The organism is Haematospirillum sp. 15-248 (genome assembly GCF_012102665.1).
Classification (GTDB): Bacteria; Pseudomonadota; Alphaproteobacteria; order Rhodospirillales; family Rhodospirillaceae; genus Haematospirillum.
The window spans coordinates 46798-68305 of the sequence record NZ_JAAVTF010000009.1 but is presented as its reverse complement, the minus strand read 5'-3'; the positions used below and the strand labels follow the sequence as shown (position 1 = coordinate 68305).

Here is a 21508-nt window from a genome sequence, read left to right as displayed (position 1 = left end):
GTGGGCACTACGCCGGAGCAACATGATGAGCCTGGAACCGTTCCTGCCTTATGGGCGCCAGCTTATTGACGAGGACGATATAGAATCTGTCGTGCAGGTCCTGCGTGGAGACCGGATCACCACCGGGCCGTTTGTCACACACTTTGAGCACGCGCTGGGTCAGCGCGTCGAAGCGTCTTCTGTCGTCGCCTGCTCCAGTGGCACAGCAGCCCTGCACCTGGCACTCTTGGCCCTGAACCTGCAACCAGGAAAGCGGGATGCAGCGATTGTTCCCAGCATTACCTTTGCAGCCACGGCTAACGTGGCCCGTTTTATCGGTCTGCACGTGGTCTTTTCCGATGTCGATCCAGATACAGGACTGATGCGGGATTGCGATCTGGAAGCCGCCCTGTTCCGGGCCCGCTCGGATGGATTGATTCCCCGTGTTGTCCTGCCTGTTCATTTTGCCGGACAAAGCGCCGATATCCCGGTTCTGGTTGATATTGCCAGCAGTGCCGGTTGTACCGTAGTGGTGGATGCCGCTCATGCGCTGGGGTCTCGGGAACCGGGTGGCATTCCGGTCGGCAGTGACCGAAGCACGGCACATATGACGTGCTTCTCGTTCCATCCTGTCAAAACGATTACCACCGGCGAGGGCGGGGCTGTCACCACCGCAGACCCCGATTTGGGACATACGTTGCAGCGCCTGCGCAGTCATGGCATTACACGAGAGCCAGCTGCCTTCATGAACAGGGACATGGGGTTTACCGAAGAGCACGCCAATCCATGGTACTATGAGCTACAGGATATCGGCCCGAATTACCGTATTACCGATATCCAGTGCGCCCTTGGCCTGAGCCAGCTTGGCAAGCTGGACCGGTTCCTGGAAAGCAGAGCAGCCCATGTCGCCCGCTACCACGAGCGACTTGCTCCCATGGCTCCCCGGATCCGTCCGCTGAAGAACCTGCACCGCCCACAGACCGGATGGCACCTTTTTGTCGCCCTGATCGACTTTGACGCTACCGGAACCAGCCGGGCACATGTCATGGGCGCACTGCACAAGGCGGGTATAGGAACACAGGTTCATTATATCCCGGTGCATACGCAGCCCTATTACCGCCAGCACAGTCCATGGGCTGAACTACCGGGTGCCATGGAATATTATCGCCGCACACTGTCATTGCCCCTGTTCCCGGGGATGACTGTCGATCAGGTTGACCGCGTTGTCGATACCCTGCAGTCCCTGCCGGAGCTGCAGGCTTGATGACCAAAACAGTCTGCATTGTCCAGGCCCGGATGACATCATCCCGTTTGCCGGGAAAGGTACTGGAAGACCTGGCAGGAAAGACTGTTCTGGCACATGTCCTGGAACGATGTGCCGCAACACCCGGGGTAAACCAGGTTGTAGTGGCAATCCCCGACGAACAAACCGATGAACCCGTTGTACAGGAAGCAACCCGCCTTGGCTTTCCCGTATGGAGGGGATCGCGCGATGACGTCCTGTCGCGGTTCCACGGCGCAGCCCATGCCTTTGGCGCCGATATCATTCTCAGGGTCACCAGCGACTGCCCGCTGACAGACCCGGCGGTCAATGGACAGGTTCTGGCACTGGTTACGACCGATATCGATTATGCCTGCAATGCGGCTCCTCCTCTGTGGCCACACGGACTGGAAGCAGAGGCATTCACCCTGCAATGGCTTGACCGTGCCCACAGGGAAGCCCGTCGCCCCAGCGAGCGGGAACATGTTGGTCCCTTTATCCGTAACCATCCGGCTGCGCGCAAGGCCACCCTGCCCGGCCCGGGCGAGCCGGAATGCTTGTGGCGCTGGACTCTTGATACCCCGGATGATCTGGTTTTTCTGCGCACTCTTTTTTCCAGGATGCCTGTGGATGAAAACCGTTTCAGTTGGTCCGTACCGGCAGCCATCATGCATCGGTACCCCGAACTGGCATCCATCAATGCCGGACATGACCGTCTGGAAGGGCTGAAAAAGTCGCTGCGGGCAGATGCCCTCCGTACAAGCAAGACGGCAATCATCCGGTGTGATGCCGATCCAAGGCGCGGAGGGGGGCACCTGATGCGCTGCCTGAATCTCAGCCATGGGCTGTCAGCCATGGGCTGGTCCTGTCATTTTGCTGTTGCGGCGGGTAGCTTTGAGGCAACAGGCCGGACCAAGCCACCGGGAACCCTTGAATTATCGGGTGATTCCGTCATGGACCCTGATGCCCTGCGTCACTGGATGCCCGATGGCTGCGACCTTCTTGTCGTCGATCACTATGACTTGGGTATCACGTGGGAACAGAGCCTGTACGGCTGGGCAAGGACACTCCTGAGCCTTGATGACATCCCCGGACGCCCGCATTGCGGCGCTGTTCTGTCTGCCATTCCCCTGCCCCCGGCGGGACCAGGGCCGTGGCTGTGTGGCCCCGACTGGGCAATTCTCAATCCTGCATTCCAGGCCGTGCGTCACAAGGCACTGGAACGGCGTAAACGCATGCAGCCTGTCGAAAGGATTGTGGTCTCATTCGGCCTGACCGATCCGGACAATACAACATCATTGGTTCTGGGTGTCCTGCGCACAGCGGGCCGTGGCCTGTCCATTGATGTTGTCATTGGCTCGGGTTCACCATGGCTGGAGGCTATCAGGGCAGCGGCCGCTCAGTGTGATCCCCCCGCACAGCTTCACATTGATGCGGACAATATACCCGCATTGCTTCTCGAGGCTGACATGGCCATCGGTGCCGGAGGCGTCAGCGCCTTTGAGCGGTGTTGTCTTGGCTTGCCATCCATCCTGATCCAGATTGCTGACAACCAGAAGGAAACAAGTGCATTGTTGTCAGATCACCGGGCCGCGCTGGATCTGGGATCCCGGCATGATCTCCGGATTGATGACCTGGAGAGGGCAATACAAGCCCTGATCCATAATCCGGGCAAACGGGCGGCAATGGCGCAAACAGCATCATCCCTGTGTGACGGACGTGGCTTGTTACGGGCCATGTGTGCCTTGTTTCCAGTCCTTACCCCGACAGGGTCTTCCGTTATCCTCTATCCAGCCCAACCAGCAACGCAGAAGGTGCAAGGGCACGATCATCTCGTATCCGATATCCTGGTCGATGGTCAGAAGGCCGGATCACTAACACTGGAACAGATATCTGCCAACGCAGGTAACGATGATGAGAATGCAAAAATGCCAGCAATGATGCTCACAGTATCCTTGGAAACAGAGGCATCAGATGTGATCGAAGCTGCCCTGATCCTGGCCCGTCGCCTGGCCCCGCAGGAGAGGTTTCATGTCCGTAAAAACATAGCCCCGGACACCATACTGATACAGGCCGGATACACACCCCGGGCCGACAACCTGTTTGTACAGGAGCCATCGTCATGAACATATCCCCGCTTCCCGGATACAGCCTGCGGCACCCATCCTGCAAAACGAATCGGGCACAAGACTGCTCCAGCCACCCCTTGAAAACGGCAAGGGACTCCATAGCCCGCGATTCGTTGCAGAACAGACATGTTTTGACATCTGACACGAGTCTTCCGGAAGCAATCCGTACCTCTTCCTCCTTGTTGGACAACGAGAAAAAGCAACGCAGGGGAATGGTGAAACACCTTGCTTCTCTTTGCGGATGACTCGCCGTGGCAAAGCACGCACTATGTAAGCTGTGTTTGGAAAGCTTTCCGTAAGGCTTTTCTGGCAGCATTACCGTCAGGAGTTTCTAACAAAAGGGTATGGCAACTTATGGTAGACCTGACCCAACTACGCAGAATGCCAACACCCAACGTCTTGACCGCTGTCAATACGTTCAACAAGTCTTTGGTTGTAACCGCCAAGCTTCAGGAAACCATACAAAATCAGCTGAATGCCAAGGCGACCATGATCGGCGATCGCTATGCCGCATCGGTATCGGCAAACGGTCTGGATCGCGCAAAATGGTCCCGTGCCGAAGACAGTGTGCGGGATGCCGTTGACAAGATTGACTATGCACTTCAGGCTCTGACCGATATCTCCAAAATGCTGCCCCAGATGAAGTACGTCGTCCAGAAGGCAACGGCTGATTCTGTTGAGAAACCGGAGAATCTGAAAGCCTATGCACAAACCCTTCAGTCTTACATCCGCTCCATGGACGTCTCCATTACCAGTGCACGGGGGCGAACCCCGCTTCTGGACAGCCAGAGCGGCGGACTGATCTACAGGACCGGAATCACTGAGGGCGAACAGATTGAATATGGGCGGGATCTTTCTACGCGCTTCTCCCTCGAAAAAGATAATATCCGGTGGGAAGCAGACAGAACATCAAACTCCTTGATCGAGTATGTTGATGGGAAAGCAACCAATAATTCTGGTCTTCTAACCGGTGGTGTGCGCCTGGACGCAATCAATACCGATGGAACTGTGGACTTCACGATCGGATCCAGCACCGCTGTACCGCAAACAATGACAGGCTTTACGTTGAAACGTAGTGGGCTTGACGTTGCTGATTCATGGTTCTACGAAGATTTGGCAACTGATGACGGACGTGCGCGTGCGCTAAAAGATATCGAGACTGCGCGGGGCACCATTGCCGTACAAAAGACCCGCATTGAAAGCATGAAAATTACCGCTGAGTTCTATGCACAAAGGGCAAAAGCTGCCGTTGCATCAATTGATGCCGAGAATATCAAGACTGCGGAAGCCCAGGCAGCGGAAATCGAGAAACTGAAAAGCGAGGAGTCCCTGAAGGCCCAGGTTCTGCTGCGCTCTGTCATGCAAAGTGAACAGCTCTCACAAACCTATGCCTCTGTCCTCAAGATCCGGGACAATCCCCTCCTTCTCAAGAAAAAGATCCGGAACGCAAAGATTTTTGACACGATCCTCAAGGTCTCCGTCTAGGCATGGGCCTGCCCTCGATCAGAAGCAAAATCCGGATTGTCTCCTGATCAGTCGTGAAGACGTGGCGGCCCTTGGTTTGTAACCGTCAGGGCTGCCAAAGGCCCACTTTGCGTTGCTCCTTCTGGTTCAACCGGCATAGTGATAACAAGCCGGGTGCCTCTTCCAGGTTCGGAGTCCACCGTTATCGTTCCCCCAAGAACACCGGTCACAAGATTGAACACAATGTTCAGACCCAACCCCGATCCACCGGATCCGCGACGGGTTGTAAAGAAGGGATCGAACATACGGTCCCTCACTTCTCCGGATACTCCCTTTCCATCATCAGCAAACACCAGCTCCAGCATACCTCCGACAATCGGACGAACACTGACGGACAGGATGCCTTTCTGCCCTTCGTCATAAGCATGCATGACAGCATTTGTCACAAAATTGGATAAAATTTGGGACAAGGCTCCCGGCCAACTGACAATCTCCAGATCCTCGGGGCAGGAAACCTCAAGACGATGACCGGCTTTCCGCAGCATGGGCCCGAAACTACGCAAGACATCATTGATATACTCCGACAACCGGAAGCGCGTTTTTTCACCCCCGCTCCGATCAACAGCAATCTGTTTGAAACTGTTGATCAGATCTGCCGCGCGCTGGATATTTGCTACCATCAGGGACGTCGTTTCCGTGGCCTGCGCCACAAACTGTTCGAACTCGGATTTACGCAACACCCCTAATGCCATTTGGCGGTTGATCACATTGGCCCGCTCCATCAAGAAAGAAGCGGCTGTCAGGGTCACACCAACCGGGGTATTAATTTCGTGGGAAACGCCGGCTACCAGTTCACCCAGGGATGCCATCTTTTCTGCCTGGATCAGGTCATGGCGGGCGCTGCGCAAATCAGACAAGGCACGCTCTGCCGCCGTGCGCGCCGTTTCCAGTTCCTGCTCGCGCTTCAGCTCGCCAGTAACTTCCCTGAAAATCAGGACCTCCCCCCCGCCAGGCATCACCTGCCGCCGGACCCGCAGTATCCGCCCATCGGCAAAAACAAGGTCAGCACTCTCCATCTCCGAGCCACCATCAGCACCCTGCGAGCGCCCACCCCTTTCCAGAAGACGCACAGCATCGGTATCTGCAGAACCCGGTGCAACGGCAGCTTCCATAACAGATGACAGGGGCGTTCCCCGTCGTCGCAAACCCGGTGGAATACGGAACAAATCACAGGCCCGTCGGTTCCAGGCCACCAGTCGCCCTTCTGGATCGCAGGCAATCAACGCATCGGGTATGGATTCCAGGGTTGCATCCACCAACCGGCTCTGGCGACCAAGCGTTCTGGCCAATTCGGCTACCTGGGTCTCAAGATCACTGTTCAGGGCCGACAGGTGCTGGTAGAGCCTTGCATTCTCCAAGGCAACAACAGCCTGTGCAGCAAGATAGTGCAAGAACTCCATCCGGGCCGGTGTAAAAAGGCCGGCGGTCCGGGCATGCTCCAGCCATAGCATTCCACCGGGTGCGCCGCCTTTTGAGAGGGGCATGCACAGCAAGGAACGCGTCTGGGTATGACTGATATAGGGATCCAGAACGAACGGACCCGTTTTCGTCGCATCATCCAGCAGCACGGGTTCGCCAGTGCTCTCGGCCAAGGCAAAAACAGCCGGACTGAACAGCATCGCAACATCATTCTGCCCTGGATCCCCGGTTACAGCAACCGGCCGCCGGATACTGTCCACCCGCGCTGTTGAGGCATCACTTTCAGCCTCGATAGCCCAGCCATCGCCTCCCCTCAGGAATAACAACCCACGGCTGGCACTTGCAGCACCCATTGTAATTCGTAGAATATTCTCCAGCAGGACCGAGCGCTGAAGCTCGCCGGAAATAACGCGGGCAGCCCGCATGGCGGTCGCAAGATCAAGACCTCCCTCGCGGGATGTTTTAACCGATCGCCCGGGGCGCTCTCCCACATCATCACGCAAATCAACCCAACGGCTGCGCAAAAGAGATACCAGTCCCTCTGCTCCCCAACTGCGTGCAACATCAAGAGCCTGCCGCCGCCACGACAAGGCGATACGGGACTGGCGTTGCCCGTCATGGAAGGATGCCGCCATAAGACAAATCAGGATTTCGTCAGCATAAATACCGTTATCCGCTGCTGTCTGGAAGGCTTTGGCATACAGGCCCTCGGCCACTGTCAGGCGGAACGATACGCGGGCAACTTCGGCCTCGACCAGCAACAGGCGTTGCAGATGATTCACCGGCCCGATATCAGCTCGCTCCTGCATCAGGGGCAGAAAGCGCCGCAGTGCCAGCCGCCGCTCGGATTCGCCAACACTGCGACTGTTCAGAATCGTCAGGAGATAGAGCCAGTCATAAATGGCGACAGATAATGTACCCTCGATACGGCGTGCAACAGCCGCGATACGACGTGCAAACTCCAGGGCATGACCGTATTCTCCACAAATGACCGCGAGAAACAGCACAACAATTCCAGCCCCGCCTGCCAGCGCAGGATGTGCCGAATTGAAAAGACGCTCCAGAAAGGCACGCTCCTCCTCAAGAAGCCCGGGAAGATCGGCAGATACAAGGCTGTCCTGCATCAAAAGACGGCAGGTACGCTGAACCGTCATCAACCAGGGACGAAAGTCACGGCTTCCCGTGCGCTGGCAGAACTCCAAGGTTCCTGAGGTTTCAGAGGCCAGCTGGGGCAAAGACCCACCGTTGTAGAAAGCCAGTTCAACAGAAAGTCCCATGGCCATGACAACAGAGCCATCATCCCCGATACGGCCTGCCTCGGCGGCACAGGCACGCAACGCATCGCGGGCAGCATGCAGGTTTTCCCCCCAATGCAGCCCAAGGCAACGCGCAGCCAGCTCTGCCCGAACCCGCATCATCCCGGAAGGCAGAGCGGCAATAAAACGGACTGTACGGCGGGCCAGACTTTCAGCCAGACGGATACGCCCCTCACTGGCAACCTGCATAACCGCCGAGGCATGTGCGGCAGCAAGGGATCCCGGCGTCCCACTGTCCAACGCAAGCCGGACGAGCACGGTAACAGCCCGCGGAGACAGGGCCGGCCCTGATGGGAAGCAAGCTGTTGCCGCTGTAAACAGAAGCCCCACTGCTGCATCCAGCGAGCGACTGGCATCAGAATTTGCACGAGGTTCTGTCGCCATCAAACGAGGAAGAAGCCAAGACAACCGAATCTTGGTCAGGATACGGCCAAGCCAATTGTCATCGGGCCGAACATTCAGGCCCATGGAAGCAAGAGCAGAAACGGCAACAGCCATAGCTTCCGCCCGGTTCCCTTCTGCGGCAAGGGAAAAAATACGGTACTCGAGAGCCGGTGCTGCCGCCGCAACATCCCCCGTCCCGGCAAGCAAGGCATCCGCAGCATGTTGCAGACTGTCCCTGAAATCCAGTGCACAGGCTGACTCCGCTTGCGCAAGAAAAAGATCATGGGCCAGAACGGGGTGAGACTGCCATGGATCAGGTCCAAGACTATCGATACCAGAGACGGCATGGTCATAGGCCACAGCATAGGCTGCCAAGGCCGCAGCCCGCCGGGCTGCCTCGTGCTCCAGCTCGGCCAGACGCCCCCCAAGCCGGGGATCATCCTGCTCGATATGGCCGGCGCGCACATGGTCCAGTGCTGTAAACAAAAGAACAGAGGGGGCATCGGTGCCCAATTCCTGACACAAGGTCAGGCCAATCATCTGATGGTGAAGCGCCTGATCCTCTTCCGATATCAGGGAAATAACGGCATCACGAACAAGATGATGATTGAATATCAGGCAGGGAACACCGTGACCGCCATCCGGATCAGGAACAGGAGCATGAGGCAAAAGCAGAACGCCACGCTCCAGGGCAATACCGAGACGCTCGAGAATAACAGCGGGGGCAAGGTGTACAACCCGGGTCAAGAGATCCATGGATACAAGAGATCCAAGGCATGCCGCCGTCATCAAAATCTTGCAGCACTCTGCTCCCAGGTCATCAATGGCTTGACCCAAAGCGTCGCGGGGCTCATGGACAGACAGGTATTCGGCAAGAGCAACACCATCCCAGGACCACGTCCATGTGGTACGGTCCAGCACAATTTTCCCTTGGTCATTCAATATACGCAACAGCGTATGAATCCAGAATGGATTCCCCCCGCTGTGGACAATAAGCAGGTTGGCCAGCTCCTCTATACCTGATGGAGCACCGCCGAACATATCTGTCAGCAGGGCAACGACATGATCAACCGACAAGGCGCCAAGCGCGACGAGAGGTGGCATGCTTCCATTACGGTCACTGCGACGCAGCAAGGACGAAACAGGGTGATTGGCCCCCACCGCATCTTCCTGCCACGCAACAACAACCAGTAAGTGGCGAAGGTCACCCTCGGCCAGGATATAACGTACCAGGGCAATACTGGAGGAATCCGCTTCATGCAGATCGTCCATGACAAGAACCAGGGGCCTGGATGGACCAGCAACAGCCTGCAGGAAACGCAAAACAGACCGGAACAATCGCGCCTGGTTCTCACGGAGCGGAAGGGGATCAGGCAAAGGACGGCGGCCAACAATCAAGGCAAGGTCAGGTACCAGATCCAGCAAAACTCCGAGATAATCCGGTGGCAAAGCCTCAAGACGGGCGCGGGCCGCGTGCAGATCCGCCTCTCCACCCCCCAGCAGACCAGCAACAAACTCCGAGAAGGCTTCTGCCAGAACACCATGGGGAGACCGGCTTTCGCGTCCACCAAAACGGGCAACCATGACAGCCATCAAATGACCGGAAAGCGGAAACACCTCATTCACCAAGGTTGTCTTACCAATCCCGGCCGGTCCGCAAACCATGACGAAACCACCCTCGCCATTAAGAACATTGTCGCGACAGCGGCGAAGCATCGTGATTTCGCGTGATCGTCCATACAAACGACTGGGCTGGGCAAACCGTTCAAAACGATCAAAGCGACCGGGGTGGAACCCTACGGCACGCGATGACGTATCCGTAGCAGGTACAGGGGAAGCAGAAGGTGTCCGGCATGCCAGAAGGTCAGCCTCAAGGCCAACCAGACTCTGGTATCGGTCCTCGGGTGCCGGAGCCAGTAACTTGAGTACAATAGCTGCCAACGGGCGTGAAATACCCGGACTGCGCAAGGCAACCTGAACCGACGAAGAACCGGAGCGTACCAGGTTCCCCGTCAGCATCTCAAAAAGAACGCAACCAAGCGCATAGTAGTCATTACGGAAATCATCCGGACGGACAGGTCCGCGACCATCACCATGCACGGAACGCATTTGTGGCAGTTCGGGTGGCAAGGGAAATGTCGCCGGATCTGTCCGGTCCAGAACCGCGTCCAGGTCAGCCAAACGTACGGTACCATCATGATCAAGAAGAACATTGACAGTTGATACATTGCGGTGCAGAAGGCCTGCCGCATGCAGATACGACAGCGCACGCACAAGCCCGATCGAGGTATCAATGAATGTCGTACGGTCAAAGGGACCACGCGAGATCTCGGTTGCCAATGTCCGGGCACCGGTATCAGCCATAACCAGAACAACGCCAGCCTGATCTTCCAGAAAATCGACAGCCGGAGGCGTTACAGTCCCCCCCAGACGAACAAGGAGCCGATACTCGCGGTACAAACGCTCGACGGCATCCAGAGACGGCAGGCCGGTGTTGATATATTTAACCACAACAGCAAGGGCATCGCTATCGCGCCGACCGCGCCATACTGTATGTATACGCCCAGCATGGAGGCATGATTCCAAAGTGTAACCACTAATCAGGCGCATAGAGAACCGGACTCCCCGGCTGAATGTCAAGAAGCGATCATACACAATGGCAGGATAACGTGTCACAATCACTCGCCATTAACGGATTATGCGCAAATATTGACGACGGGGACATGCAATGGCATGACCATAAAGGGGCTTTTACTTTTCATTTCCATCCCCGGATTATCTCGTCCTCTTCTCTGGAATGGCTCCATGTCTTTCCCTGACAGTGTCCCGGTCCTTCGCCCTTCCCTTCCACGGACGGAACATCTCCTTCCATGGCTGAAACAGATCGATGAAACGCGCATCTATTCCAACCACGGACCACTGGCCAATCTGTTCCGGGCCAACCTTGCGTCCTGTCTTGGTGCCCCTCCTGACGCAATCGTCCTTTCCAGCAGCGGAACAGCAGCCTTGACCATGGCACTGCTGGCTCTGGATCTGCCGCGTCCCTCGGCGTGCGCCATTCCGGCCTGGACCTTTCCGGCCTGCGCCCATGCTGTCCTGGCTGCCGGTCTGGAACCTGTACTGTTGGATGTCAGCCAGAATGGCTGGACCATCACTCCGGATTCCGTGCTGGCCGCAGCACACAACCGCCACAAAGGTGCCCCCCCCTTGCGCGCAGCCATGCCTGTCAGGGCCTTCGGACAACCACTGGATCCAGCAGCCTGGGAAGACCTGCAAGACAATCACAACATTGCCGTCGTCATTGACTCTGCATCAGGGTTTGACAGCCTGCGTATTACACATATTCCGCAAGTTGTCAGCCTTCACGCCACCAAATGCTTTGGTATCGGGGAAGGTGGGTTTATCGTATCGCTTGATCTCGCATTCTGTCGTGCTGCCGCATGCTGCGGAAATTTCGGTTACCTCGGGGTACGCAATGCAGAGCGGATCGCAATCAATGGCAAGCTGAGTGAATATCACGCAGCCGTAGGCCTCGCGGCTTTGGAGGAATGGCCGGAACGCCGGTCCCGTCAATACAGCGTCGCCAGGGCCATGCGCCGGTCGTTGTCCACGGTCGATGAGATAAGCCTGCTTCCCGGATGGGGGCAGGACTGGATTACCTCTACATGCCTGGTATCGGCAAAGCCCGCTATCATAGAAAACTTGGAGAGGGATATGGCACGGGCACATATTGAAACCCGCCGCTGGTGGCCGTGTCCCTTGCCGGAGCAACCCGCCTTCGCATCCTTCTCGGCACACGATACACCCGTCGCACAGCATCTGGCACGCAGCACAATCGGGCTTCCTTTTTCCGAAGACATGGATCACGAAACGATACAGCGCATTGCAAATACGGCTCGCGTACACATCCGCCAGAAACAGCCCACAGCATGAACAAACCATATGCCTTCAGGGCACCAAATACCAAAGAAGGATACCCGTACCCATGTCTGCCCGTCGTCGTTTGATTGATACATTCCTGCACAGCCTGGACTTGCCCGAGGGTATTGATATCCATTCCTTGGCCTATCGCGCCGTGCCCGCTTGGGATTCTGTTGGACACATGCAGTTGGTCGCTGCCATAGAAAATAATTTCGAAGTCATGATGGAAACACAGGATATCATAGAACTGTCGAGCTTTGATAAAGCCGTCGAGATTCTTGAGCGGTACGGTATCGATGTATCACGCTGATCTGTCAGGCAAAGTCGCCCTTGTCACAGGGGGAAGCCGTGGCATTGGCCAAGCCATTGCAAGATCTTTGGCCCGATCCGGAGCACAGGTCATTATTACCGGACGACAATCCCGGGAAACCCTGAATAAAACAGCCACGGCAATCCGCGCAGAGACAGGGCAGGACTGTCTTGCCCTGCTTTCAGATGCCGCTGACCCAAAGGCTGTATCCGATCTGTACAGGACAATTGATACCCGATGCAAACGGCTGGACATTCTGGTCAACAATGCCGGTATTCTGGACGATGCCAGACTGGGCATGATCAGTCCTGACAGGATGGACCAGATGTTACGAACCAACCTGGGGGCTGCCCTCTTGAACCTGCAAACAGCCAGCCGCCTGATGCGCCGTGGAAAGCGCGGGGGTGCTGTGGTTACAATCAGCTCGATTATCGGGCTGCGCGGAAATGCAGGACAGGTTGCCTACGCCTCGGCCAAGGCGGGCCTTATCGGCATGACGCTGTCTGCTGCCAAGGAACTGGGGCGTGACCACATACGGGTCAATGCCGTAGCACCGGGCTTCATCGATACAGCCATGACAGAACACCTGGATGAAAAAACGCGACAGAATCACATGGACAGCATTCCAATGGGGCGGCCAGGTACACCCGATGATGTCGCCAGCGCTGTTTGCTTTCTGGCATCCGATGCCGCATCGTACATTACCGGTCAAACACTGGGCATCGACGGCGGCATGGTGATCTGACACGACAGCAGAAAGGCGAGGAAGAGCATGCAACGCCTGATCATTGTTGGCGCAGGCAGCCTTGGTCGTGAAGTTGCCGTGTACGCCAGCCAGTGCCCGGACTTCCAGGTTCCCGTTCTTTTTCTGGATGACACGGGTGCAAGGCCGGATATAGCGGGTCTTTCCCTGCCACAGCCTGAGCCCATAGAGCACTGGCAACCCTCGCAGGGCGACAGGGTTATTGTTGCGCTGGGTGACCCAGAAAATCGCCTTTCCCTTGCACAACGACTACACGACCTGGGCGCCCTGTTTGCCCCGCCGCTTGTTCATCCACTGGCATGGCCTGCGCCTGGTATCCAACCGGGCCCGGGTTGTGTCATTGCACCATTTGTCACCATAGGAACCGGGGCCAGCCTAGGAGCACATGTGCTGGCCAATACTCACGCGGCCATAGGTCATGATGCCAGAGTTGGCGATGGATCAACCCTTGGCCCACACAGTGTGCTCAATGGGTGGGTTGAAACGGGTCGCTGCGTCCTGATTGGATCAGGGGCCGTTGTCACAGCACGATGCCAGATAGGAAATCATGGGCGTGTTGCTGCGGGCTCCGTTGTCTATACACATGTCGGACCAGGATTGACTGCATCGGGGAACCCGGCACGGGCTTTCCCCATGCCCGCAGCAGTCGGAAAATGACAAGCCTGCCATTGTCGGATGCATGCAGGAAAGAGCGTCGTTTATACCGCTATCCTGTCCAGATGAATGCACAACAACAACCGGGCAACACCTTGCCGTCATAAAAAAGCTCGCCGCACCATGCGCCAATGCACTAGAATGCTGCGCTGTGACAGAAACTGGTAACAGAATGGTGTCGGCGTTTTTTTTTATAGCCTGCATCTTTTGTTGTTGCGTGTGACGTGTGCAAGAATAGAGGACTTTTATGGCTCGCAAACCAATAGAACTCGGACAGCGATTCAGGGGGGTTGAAAACCCGCGCTCGCTCTGGGAAGTAGAGTTCCTTTATACGGATGGCCACGGCGTTCCGCATGCCCGGTTGCGCAATCTGACAACCCGTGTGGATTCCAGAACGTACAGCTGTGATGTCATTTCTGACCAGCGCCGGTTCCGCCAGGTTGAACTGGAAACAGCCGAGTAAGATATCCCGCTGCCAAAAGAAGCGCGCGCCATATTGCAAGACTGGCGTGCGCTTCTTTATGTCTGCACAAAAGCAACAAAAGACCGAACCCACAGAAGGCAGAACCATTAAAAGTAGTATTAATCTGGAATTATACGCGAATAAGGTTTAGGCTCTGGTGACAGACAGCACTGATGGGGAAGCTCTGCATGTCCATACGCCTGAATCATCTACCCGCAACAATGACAACGCGGAATACCGACGCCGGACTCAGATACCTTGAGCGCTGCCTTATGCTGTTCAAGACCATTGATCCGGATATCCCGCTCAACAGCGTGATTGTCTTCGTGCAGGCCTGCCTTGGGCACACCAAGGATGTCTGCTTCCGGGACCTTGCAAGGCAACTGCGAACCTCAACCCCAACGATAGGACGGCAAGTTGCAGTCCTGGCGGAAAGCGCTGGCGGACTGGGGCTTGTCAGAACCCAACCGGACCAAGACGACGCGCGGCGGCGTATCATCGTACTCAGCCCCAAAGGTGAGACGATCAGGGAACAGCTTGTAGACAGGCACGGCCGCCTGCATGGCTGATGCCCTGACTCCGGGATCCATTCAATTATTTCAGGGAACCGTGGCAATGCTTGTACTTGCGCCCGGACCCGCATGGGCATCCCTCGTTCCGCGAAACCCGCCCCCACGTTTCCGGGTTGGCCGGATCACGCATCGGAGGATGACGCAGAGGCGCATCAGCAGACCCGGCCATGGCATGCGCCATTTCATGCCGGGGATGGGACTCCGGACGGCGTGGAGAACGGACACGGTCCTGAATGTCCTGCTCCGGATCAACCTGCAACTCGACCAAAGCCATGACTTGCGTCACACGTTCGCGAAGATGCACAAGCATCGCCTGGAACATTTCAAACGCTTCACTCTTGTATTCATTCAGCGGGTCACGCTGGGCATAGGCCCGAAGCGTAATCCCCTGCCGTAAATGATCCAGCTGCAAAAGGTGATCTTTCCAGACCTGATCCAGAATCTGGAGCAGCAGCCCGCGTTCCATCATCAGCCAGATATCATCCCCGTAGCGTTCACGCCGGGCCGCCATCTTTTCCTCGACAGCCGCCAGAATACGGTCGTGAAGTTCCTCCTCGGCAATCCCTTCCTCGGCAGCCCAACCCTGCACCGGAAGATCAAGACCGAACAGCCTCAGGCATTCCTCATGCAGGGTAGGCACATCCCACTGGGACGCCATTGCCCGACGGGGGATACAGCGCTGCACAAGATCAGCAACTGTCTCGGCCCGCATCTGGGCCAGATCAGCCGATACAGTGTCACCCTGCATCAACTCGCGGCGCTGCTCATAAATGACCTTGCGCTGGTCATTCATCACATCGTCGTACTTCAACAGATTCTTGCGAACCTCAAAGTTCCGTGCCTCGACTTTCTGCTGCGCTTTCTCCAAGGCCTTGTTGATCCATGGATGAACAATGGCCTCGTCCTCACGCAGACCAAGCTTGCGCAACATGCCATCCATACGCTCCGACCCGAAAATCCGCATCAGGTCATCTTCCAGTGACAGGAAGAAACGTGATGCCCCGGGGTCTCCCTGACGCCCTGAACGGCCCCGCAGCTGGTTGTCGATACGACGGCTCTCGTGACGTTCCGTACCGATCACAAACAGGCCACCCGCAGCAAGCGCCTTTTGCTTCTTGTCTTCCACGTCGGCACGAATAGCTGCAATACGGCGGGTACGATCAGCCTCATCGGTGACCTTGGCCAGCTCGATCGCCACACGCATATCCAAGTTGCCGCCAAGCTGGATATCCGTCCCGCGACCGGCCATGTTCGTCGCAATGGTCACGGCACCGGGAACACCAGCCTGCGCAATGATATGGGCTTCCTGCTCGTGATAACGGGCATTGAGCACCTGCGGCTTGATCTTCTTGTCCTTGCGCAGAAGATCCGCAAGGTATTCAGACTTCTCGATCGAGGTGGTACCAACCAGGCAAGGCTGCCCCCGCTTGTGACACTCCGCAATCAGGTCGGCAATGGCCTTGTACTTGTCCTTGGCCATGCGATAGACCTCATCATCTTGGTCATCACGGGAAAAGGGACGATTGGAGGGGATCTCGACCACCTCCAGATTATAGATTTCCATGAACTCGCCAGCTTCGGTCATGGCCGTTCCGGTCATACCGGCAAGCTTGGGGTACAGGCGGAACAGGTTCTGGAACGTGATGGAGGCGAGAGTCTGGTTCTCGTTCTGGACAGCCACGCCTTCCTTGGCTTCAAGCGCCTGGTGCAACCCCTCGGAGTAGCGCCGCCCGTCCATCATACGACCGGTGAATTCGTCAATAATGACGACCCGGCCGTCCTTGACGATATAATCCACATCACGTGAGAACAGGGCATGTGCCCGCAGGGCTTGCTGGGCATGGTGCACAAGGCTGACATTGTTCAGGTCATAAAGCCCGCCCTCACCCAGAAGCCCGGCCTGACGCATGATCTGCTCGACAAACTCGGTTCCTTCTTCGGTAAAGGTAACAGTACGGGCTTTTTCATCCTTCTCATAATGCTCGGGACGAACATCGCGGATCAGCCGATCAACATCCGCATACAGGCTTGTCGACGTTTCCGACGGACCGGAGATAATCAACGGCGTGCGGGCTTCATCGACAAGAATGGAATCCACCTCGTCAACAATGGCGTAGTGAAAGGACCGCTGGACCATATCCTCCAGGCGGAACTTCATGTTGTCGCGCAAGTAGTCAAAGCCGATTTCGTTATTGGTCCCATAGGTGATGTCGCAGGCATAGGCGGCCTGGCGCTCGGCATCGGACATGGCGTTGACAATCACCCCGGTCGTCAGCCCCAGGAACCGGTACAAACGCCCCATCCACTCCGCATCACGGCTGGCAAGGTAGTCGTTCACGGTCACAACGTGAACACCCTTCCCCGTCAGGGCATTGAGGTACGTCGGCAAGGTGGCCACCAGGGTCTTCCCTTCCCCGGTCTTCATCTCGGCAATGCGACCCTGATGCAGGACAATCCCGCCCATGATCTGGACGTCAAAGTGCCGCATGCCCATAACCCGGCGGGAGCCTTCGCGTACCGTGGCAAAGGCATCGACCAGCAGATCGTCAAGGGACTCCCCCGCGGCCAGACGCTCCCTCAGCCACTGCGTACGTCCTCTCAGGGCCTCGTCAGACAAGGACTCCAGGGACGGCTCCAGCGCGTTGACAGCATCAACCGTGCCGCGCAGGGACTTTATCAAGCGATCATTGGCGGTCCCGAAAAGCCGCCGGGCAAGAGCACCAAACATTAAAAACCTCAAGACATCATGGGGCGTAACGACACAGGGACATATCGTACAAGGCCGCGACCACACATAGTGCCTGCCATCGGCAGTGTCAACGAAAGCGCGGATTTTATGCCGCCGCAAGCCTTGCCAGAAAGCGCTATCTGTGGTGTTGTACTGCCCGTTCCGGGGTTGCCTGTACACCCGGATTGTGTGGTCTGCTGTCTCCATTGGGGTTCAAAGAGGGTTTGTCATGTCTGTTTCCTTGATTCGCGGTACGATCCTGGCCGTGGTTGTTGCCTCTGCTGCCGCTGTGGCCGCCTATTTTGCCTATGGTGACATCAGCACCGACGAACAGGCACCAGCCAACGATCCGGTTGTGGCCACCATTGATGGCGAGAAGATCCACAGATCCGATCTGGAAAGCCTGAAGGAACAAATCACAAAGCAGGTTCCACAGCTGGCATCCGTTGATCTGGACGCCGTCTACAAGGGACTTCTGGACCGGGCCATTGACCAGAAGCTGGTCGCGCGCGAGGCTGGAAAGACCGGCCTTGCAGACAGTGCGGATATCAAGACTCGCCTGAAGGAAGTGGAGGGAGAGCTGGTCCGCCACGCCTGGATTGCAGAAGCCATAGAGAAAAAGCTGACCGATGAACGCATCAAGGCCCGCTACGAAGAGCTGGTCAAGGACGTACCCAATGAAGAAGAGGTACGTGCCCGTCACATTCTGGTCGATGATGAAGGCAAGGCCAAGCAACTGATCGCCAAGCTGCGCAAAGGCGCCAAGTTCGAGGATCTGGCCAAGGCTGAAAGCCAGAATCCAGGCCCATCCGAAGATGGTGACCTTGGGTACTTCACCCGCGCCAATGTCGTGCCGGAATTTGCCGATGCCGCCTTTGCCATGGAAAAAGGCGATATCTCCAAGGCTCCCGTAAAGACCCAGTTCGGCTGGCACATTATTCAGGTCAGTGACAAGCGCCCGGTTCAGCCCCCGAAATTCGAGGACGTAGCCGAACAGATCCGTGAGGAGCTTACGGCAAAAGTGGCGGCAGAGGTTCTGTCAGACCTGCGTAAAGAGGCTGCTATCGAAGTCTTCAATGCCGACGGCAGCAAGCCGACCGACTGACAAGCCATCCTGATACAGGCATTTGACATACCGGCGGCCCCGCCAGGGCAGCCGGTATTTTTCTTCGGAAAGCGTGCTCTTTCATGCCCTATCAAGGGAAATCTGGCTCAATGTCCGAAAACCACACCCCGCCCGTCACAGCGCATGCGAATCCGTGGTTCCACGAGGTGGAGACAGCCGGCTGCCTTGCCCACTTCCCGCTCGTAACCCAGAAGACGCTGATATACCCCAGCCATACCCATACATCGCCAGATCAAGACCTTCTGCTCACCGTAGAAAGCAAGCCCGGAAAAGAACAGCTTGGATACGTTCGGTTACGCTGCACAATAGATGGTTGCTGCACAATGTGGGTGGAGAACGCAACACCCCTGCTGTGTGGACAACAGGCAACCATCGTCCTGCGGACCATTATCGATTTCGTATTCAACAGCCAACCTGTTGCACAGATCCTGCTGAACGATCATCCTTTCAAAGCCGATGACGCACATGCAATACTTGACGCCCTTGGCTTCATGCAGGCACCTCAGGGCCTGATCCTGGAGCGCGGCTCCTTCCGCAGCCATACAACACGGCGCACGGTTCTGGTCAGCGCAGCGGCCCTGATTGATCCGGACAACCGGATTCTCCTCCAGAAAAGACCGGCAGGTAAGCCCATGGCAGGTCTATGGGAATTTCCGGGGGGCAAAGTCGACCCGGGGGAAACACCCGAGCAGGCCTTGGTACGAGAACTGTACGAAGAGCTTGGCATTGATATTCGCACTGGCTGCCTGGCTCCGCTGACTTTTGCCAGCCATCACTATGATGATTTCCACCTGTTGATGCCTCTTTATATTTGCCGGCAATGGGAAGGAACACCGCGCAGCCGCGAGGAACAGGAGCTGGCATGGGTTTCTCGACAAGCCCTGCGCTCCTACCCCATGCCCGAGGCCGACCTTCCCCTGATCCCAATCCTCGACATGTGGCTGTAGGGCAGAGGCAAACAATAACAGGTCAGAACAAGTCAGAAGCACATGGGGCCGCCAGGCACAGGGTTTTTAACACGCCTTGATTGTGCTAGAATGCCAAGAGCTTGGTTGCTGTCACCGCAGCCCCGACGTCGGAGGCGTACCCATGTTCCTGCGCTTGGTCCTGTCCTGTACTCTCCTTTTTCCGGTACTGACGCTTCTGCGCCTGCTGGCCCAGCCGGTCCATGCCACCGAAACAGGGGAGCTTCAGCGTTTGGGGACTTATGGAGAATGGACCGCCTACACAGCAACGGAGAAAGGGAAAAAGCTGTGCTACATGGCAAGCCAACCCCTGAAGGCAGAAGGTGACTATATCAACCGCGGTGACATCTTTGCCCTGATCACGCATCGACCTGCCCAGAATGCCCTTGATGTGTTCCAGATTGTAGCCGGTTACACGTACAAGGATGGAAGCTCGGTTGAACTGAAAATCGGCAAGAAAACATTCTCCCTGTTCACAAGCGGGGGGCGGGCGTGGGCTCACGACTCCAAGACTGACACAACCATCAGCACCCAGATCCGCAAAGGCAACGAAATGGTGATTCGGGGAACATCTTCCCGGGGCACGCTTACCACAGATACATACAGCCTGAGCGGCGCTACCCAGGCCTGGGAGGCCATCAGCGAGGCCTGTGGGGTCAAGAACGGCTGAAGAGCAGCGTCTCCAGCGGTTAAATGCCACCTTGGCACTCAACAAGAGGCTGGAAACCTCTTTATAGAATGCCCAGAGAGCGCTATACAGCGGGCATGACAGATACATCCTTCATGAAAACCCCGCAGGTAGAGATCCCGGTTTCTGCCGCCGGCCACATCCCCAACAACCCCGACCATCAGGGACGCGAGGACCTGATAGGGCTTTCCCGCGAGCAACTGACTGAGCGTTTTGCTCTTCTTGGCGAGAAGTCGTTCCGGGTGAATCAGGTCTGGAGCTGGCTTTACAATCGCGGGGTCCGGGATATTGACGCGATGACCAACATCTCGCGCGAGACCCGGGCAAAAATGCAGGATGTCTTCCATATATCGCGTCCCTGCATCACAAGCCAGCAGGATTCCGAAGATGGAACCCGCAAGTGGCTTCTGAAGTTCGGGGACAGGAATGAAGCAGAAACGGTCTACATTCCGGATCGGGACCGGGGATCGGTATGCATCTCCACCCAGGTCGGGTGTACGTTGACATGCCGCTTCTGCCATACCGGCACACAAAAACTGGTACGGAACCTGGGTAGCGCCGAGATTGTCGGCCAGTTCCTGACCGCACGGGATTCCTATGGTGAATGGCCGACACCCAATGAAACCGGGCGTCTTTTGTCGAACGTGGTTGTCATGGGGATGGGGGAGCCGCTCTTCAACTATGACAACACGGTCACGGCCCTGAAGATTCTGACAGACCCAGATGGGATTGCCCTGTCCAAGCGACGGGTCACCCTGTCAACATCCGGTGTCGTGCCGCGGATGTATGACCTTGGCCGGGATGTCGGGGTCAACCTGGCGGTTTCGCTGCATGCGGCCCGCGATGATATTCGCGACCAGATCATGCCGATCAACAAGAAATGGCCCCTGAAGGATCTGATCAAGGCCTGCCGGGAATATCCGGCTGTATCGAATGCCCGCCGCATTACATTTGAGTACGTCATGCTCAAGGGAATCAACGATTCCGATGCCGATGCGCGCGAGCTGGCACGTCTGGTCCGGGGCATTCCCTGCAAGTTCAACCTGATTCCCTTCAACAAGTGGCCCGGCAGTGATCTGGAATGCTCGTCGTGGGACCGAATCGAGCGGTTTGCCGACATTCTGTGCGACCTTGGCTACTCGGCTCCTGTCCGTCGCCCGCGTGGACGGGACATCTTGGCTGCTTGCGGACAGTTGAAGAGCGCCAGTCAAAGAGAACGTCTGAAAAATCGTCAAACGACCGAAACGCCCTCTGCGGCCTGACTAGAAACAAGTCTCCTGCACGGGAATACGGGATAGCAGCCCCT

Annotated in this window: 15 protein-coding genes; 13 read left to right on the top strand and 2 right to left on the bottom strand. The window is 56.8% G+C overall.

Annotated features, from left to right (window positions below):
- Positions 1–22: 22 nt before the first annotated feature.
- From pseC to HEQ72_RS08665, 3 genes are all read left to right on the top strand, one after another.
- On the top strand, positions 23–1243 hold the full coding sequence (pseC, locus tag HEQ72_RS08675) for a UDP-4-amino-4,6-dideoxy-N-acetyl-beta-L-altrosamine transaminase (RefSeq protein ID WP_322099503.1): 1221 nt from the start codon (positions 23–25) through the stop codon (positions 1241–1243).
- On the top strand, positions 1243–3366 hold the full coding sequence (pseG, locus tag HEQ72_RS08670; RefSeq protein ID WP_168023128.1) for a UDP-2,4-diacetamido-2,4,6-trideoxy-beta-L-altropyranose hydrolase: 2124 nt from the start codon (positions 1243–1245) through the stop codon (positions 3364–3366). Before pseC ends, pseG begins: the two co-directional genes overlap by 1 nt.
- Positions 3367–3723: 357 nt before the next feature.
- A complete protein-coding gene (locus tag HEQ72_RS08665; protein ID WP_168023127.1) occupies positions 3724–4854 on the top strand; it encodes a hypothetical protein in 1131 nt (376 codons plus the stop codon).
- Between the two features lie 47 nt (positions 4855–4901).
- Here HEQ72_RS08665 and HEQ72_RS08660 read toward each other — a convergent pair whose 3' ends face one another.
- Entirely contained in the window at positions 4902–10688 is a 5787-nt protein-coding gene (locus tag HEQ72_RS08660; protein ID WP_168023126.1) for an AAA family ATPase, read from the bottom strand.
- A gap of 129 nt (positions 10689–10817) precedes the next feature.
- Here HEQ72_RS08660 and HEQ72_RS08655 point away from each other — a divergent pair, with 129 nt between their 5' ends.
- The 6 genes from HEQ72_RS08655 to HEQ72_RS08630 all read left to right on the top strand — a co-directional run bounded on the left by HEQ72_RS08655 (position 10818) and on the right by HEQ72_RS08630 (position 14692).
- The gene (locus HEQ72_RS08655; protein WP_168020414.1) at positions 10818–11945 is read left to right on the top strand and encodes an aminotransferase class I/II-fold pyridoxal phosphate-dependent enzyme; all 1128 of its coding nucleotides are present in this window, start codon (positions 10818–10820) and stop codon (positions 11943–11945) included.
- A gap of 52 nt (positions 11946–11997) precedes the next feature.
- Positions 11998–12243 carry an acyl carrier protein gene (locus HEQ72_RS08650; protein WP_168020416.1) on the top strand — a complete coding sequence of 82 codons (246 nt, stop codon included), beginning with the start codon at positions 11998–12000 and terminating at the stop codon, positions 12241–12243.
- A complete protein-coding gene (locus tag HEQ72_RS08645) occupies positions 12230–12988 on the top strand; it encodes an SDR family NAD(P)-dependent oxidoreductase (RefSeq protein WP_168020418.1) in 759 nt (252 codons plus the stop codon). The genes HEQ72_RS08650 and HEQ72_RS08645 overlap by 14 nt, the downstream gene beginning before the upstream one ends.
- A 27-nt stretch (positions 12989–13015) precedes the next feature.
- Entirely contained in the window at positions 13016–13663 is a 648-nt protein-coding gene (locus HEQ72_RS08640; protein ID WP_168020420.1) for an acetyltransferase, read from the top strand.
- A gap of 244 nt (positions 13664–13907) precedes the next feature.
- Entirely contained in the window at positions 13908–14123 is a 216-nt protein-coding gene (locus HEQ72_RS08635) for a hypothetical protein (protein ID WP_168020422.1), read from the top strand.
- 188 nt (positions 14124–14311) lie between these two features.
- A complete protein-coding gene (locus HEQ72_RS08630; protein ID WP_168023125.1) occupies positions 14312–14692 on the top strand; it encodes a MarR family winged helix-turn-helix transcriptional regulator in 381 nt (126 codons plus the stop codon).
- A gap of 25 nt (positions 14693–14717) precedes the next feature.
- Here HEQ72_RS08630 and secA read toward each other — a convergent pair whose 3' ends face one another.
- On the bottom strand, positions 14718–17423 hold the full coding sequence (gene secA / locus HEQ72_RS08625; RefSeq protein ID WP_168020426.1) for a preprotein translocase subunit SecA: 2706 nt from the start codon (positions 17421–17423) through the stop codon (positions 14718–14720).
- Positions 17424–17652: 229 nt separating this feature from the next.
- Here secA and HEQ72_RS08620 point away from each other — a divergent pair, with 229 nt between their 5' ends.
- From HEQ72_RS08620 to rlmN, 4 genes are all read left to right on the top strand, one after another.
- Complete coding sequence (locus HEQ72_RS08620) at positions 17653–18528, top strand: peptidylprolyl isomerase (RefSeq protein ID WP_168020428.1); 876 nt, start codon at positions 17653–17655, stop codon at positions 18526–18528.
- 512 nt (positions 18529–19040) lie between these two features.
- Entirely contained in the window at positions 19041–19496 is a 456-nt protein-coding gene (gene mutT, locus HEQ72_RS11805; protein ID WP_168023145.1) for an 8-oxo-dGTP diphosphatase MutT, read from the top strand.
- A gap of 142 nt (positions 19497–19638) precedes the next feature.
- Positions 19639–20184, top strand: coding sequence for an invasion associated locus B family protein (locus HEQ72_RS08610; protein WP_168020430.1), 546 nt, complete (start codon positions 19639–19641; stop codon positions 20182–20184).
- Positions 20185–20297: 113 nt separating this feature from the next.
- On the top strand, positions 20298–21464 hold the full coding sequence (rlmN, locus tag HEQ72_RS08605; RefSeq protein ID WP_245184278.1) for a 23S rRNA (adenine(2503)-C(2))-methyltransferase RlmN: 1167 nt from the start codon (positions 20298–20300) through the stop codon (positions 21462–21464).
- Positions 21465–21508: the final 44 nt, after the last annotated feature.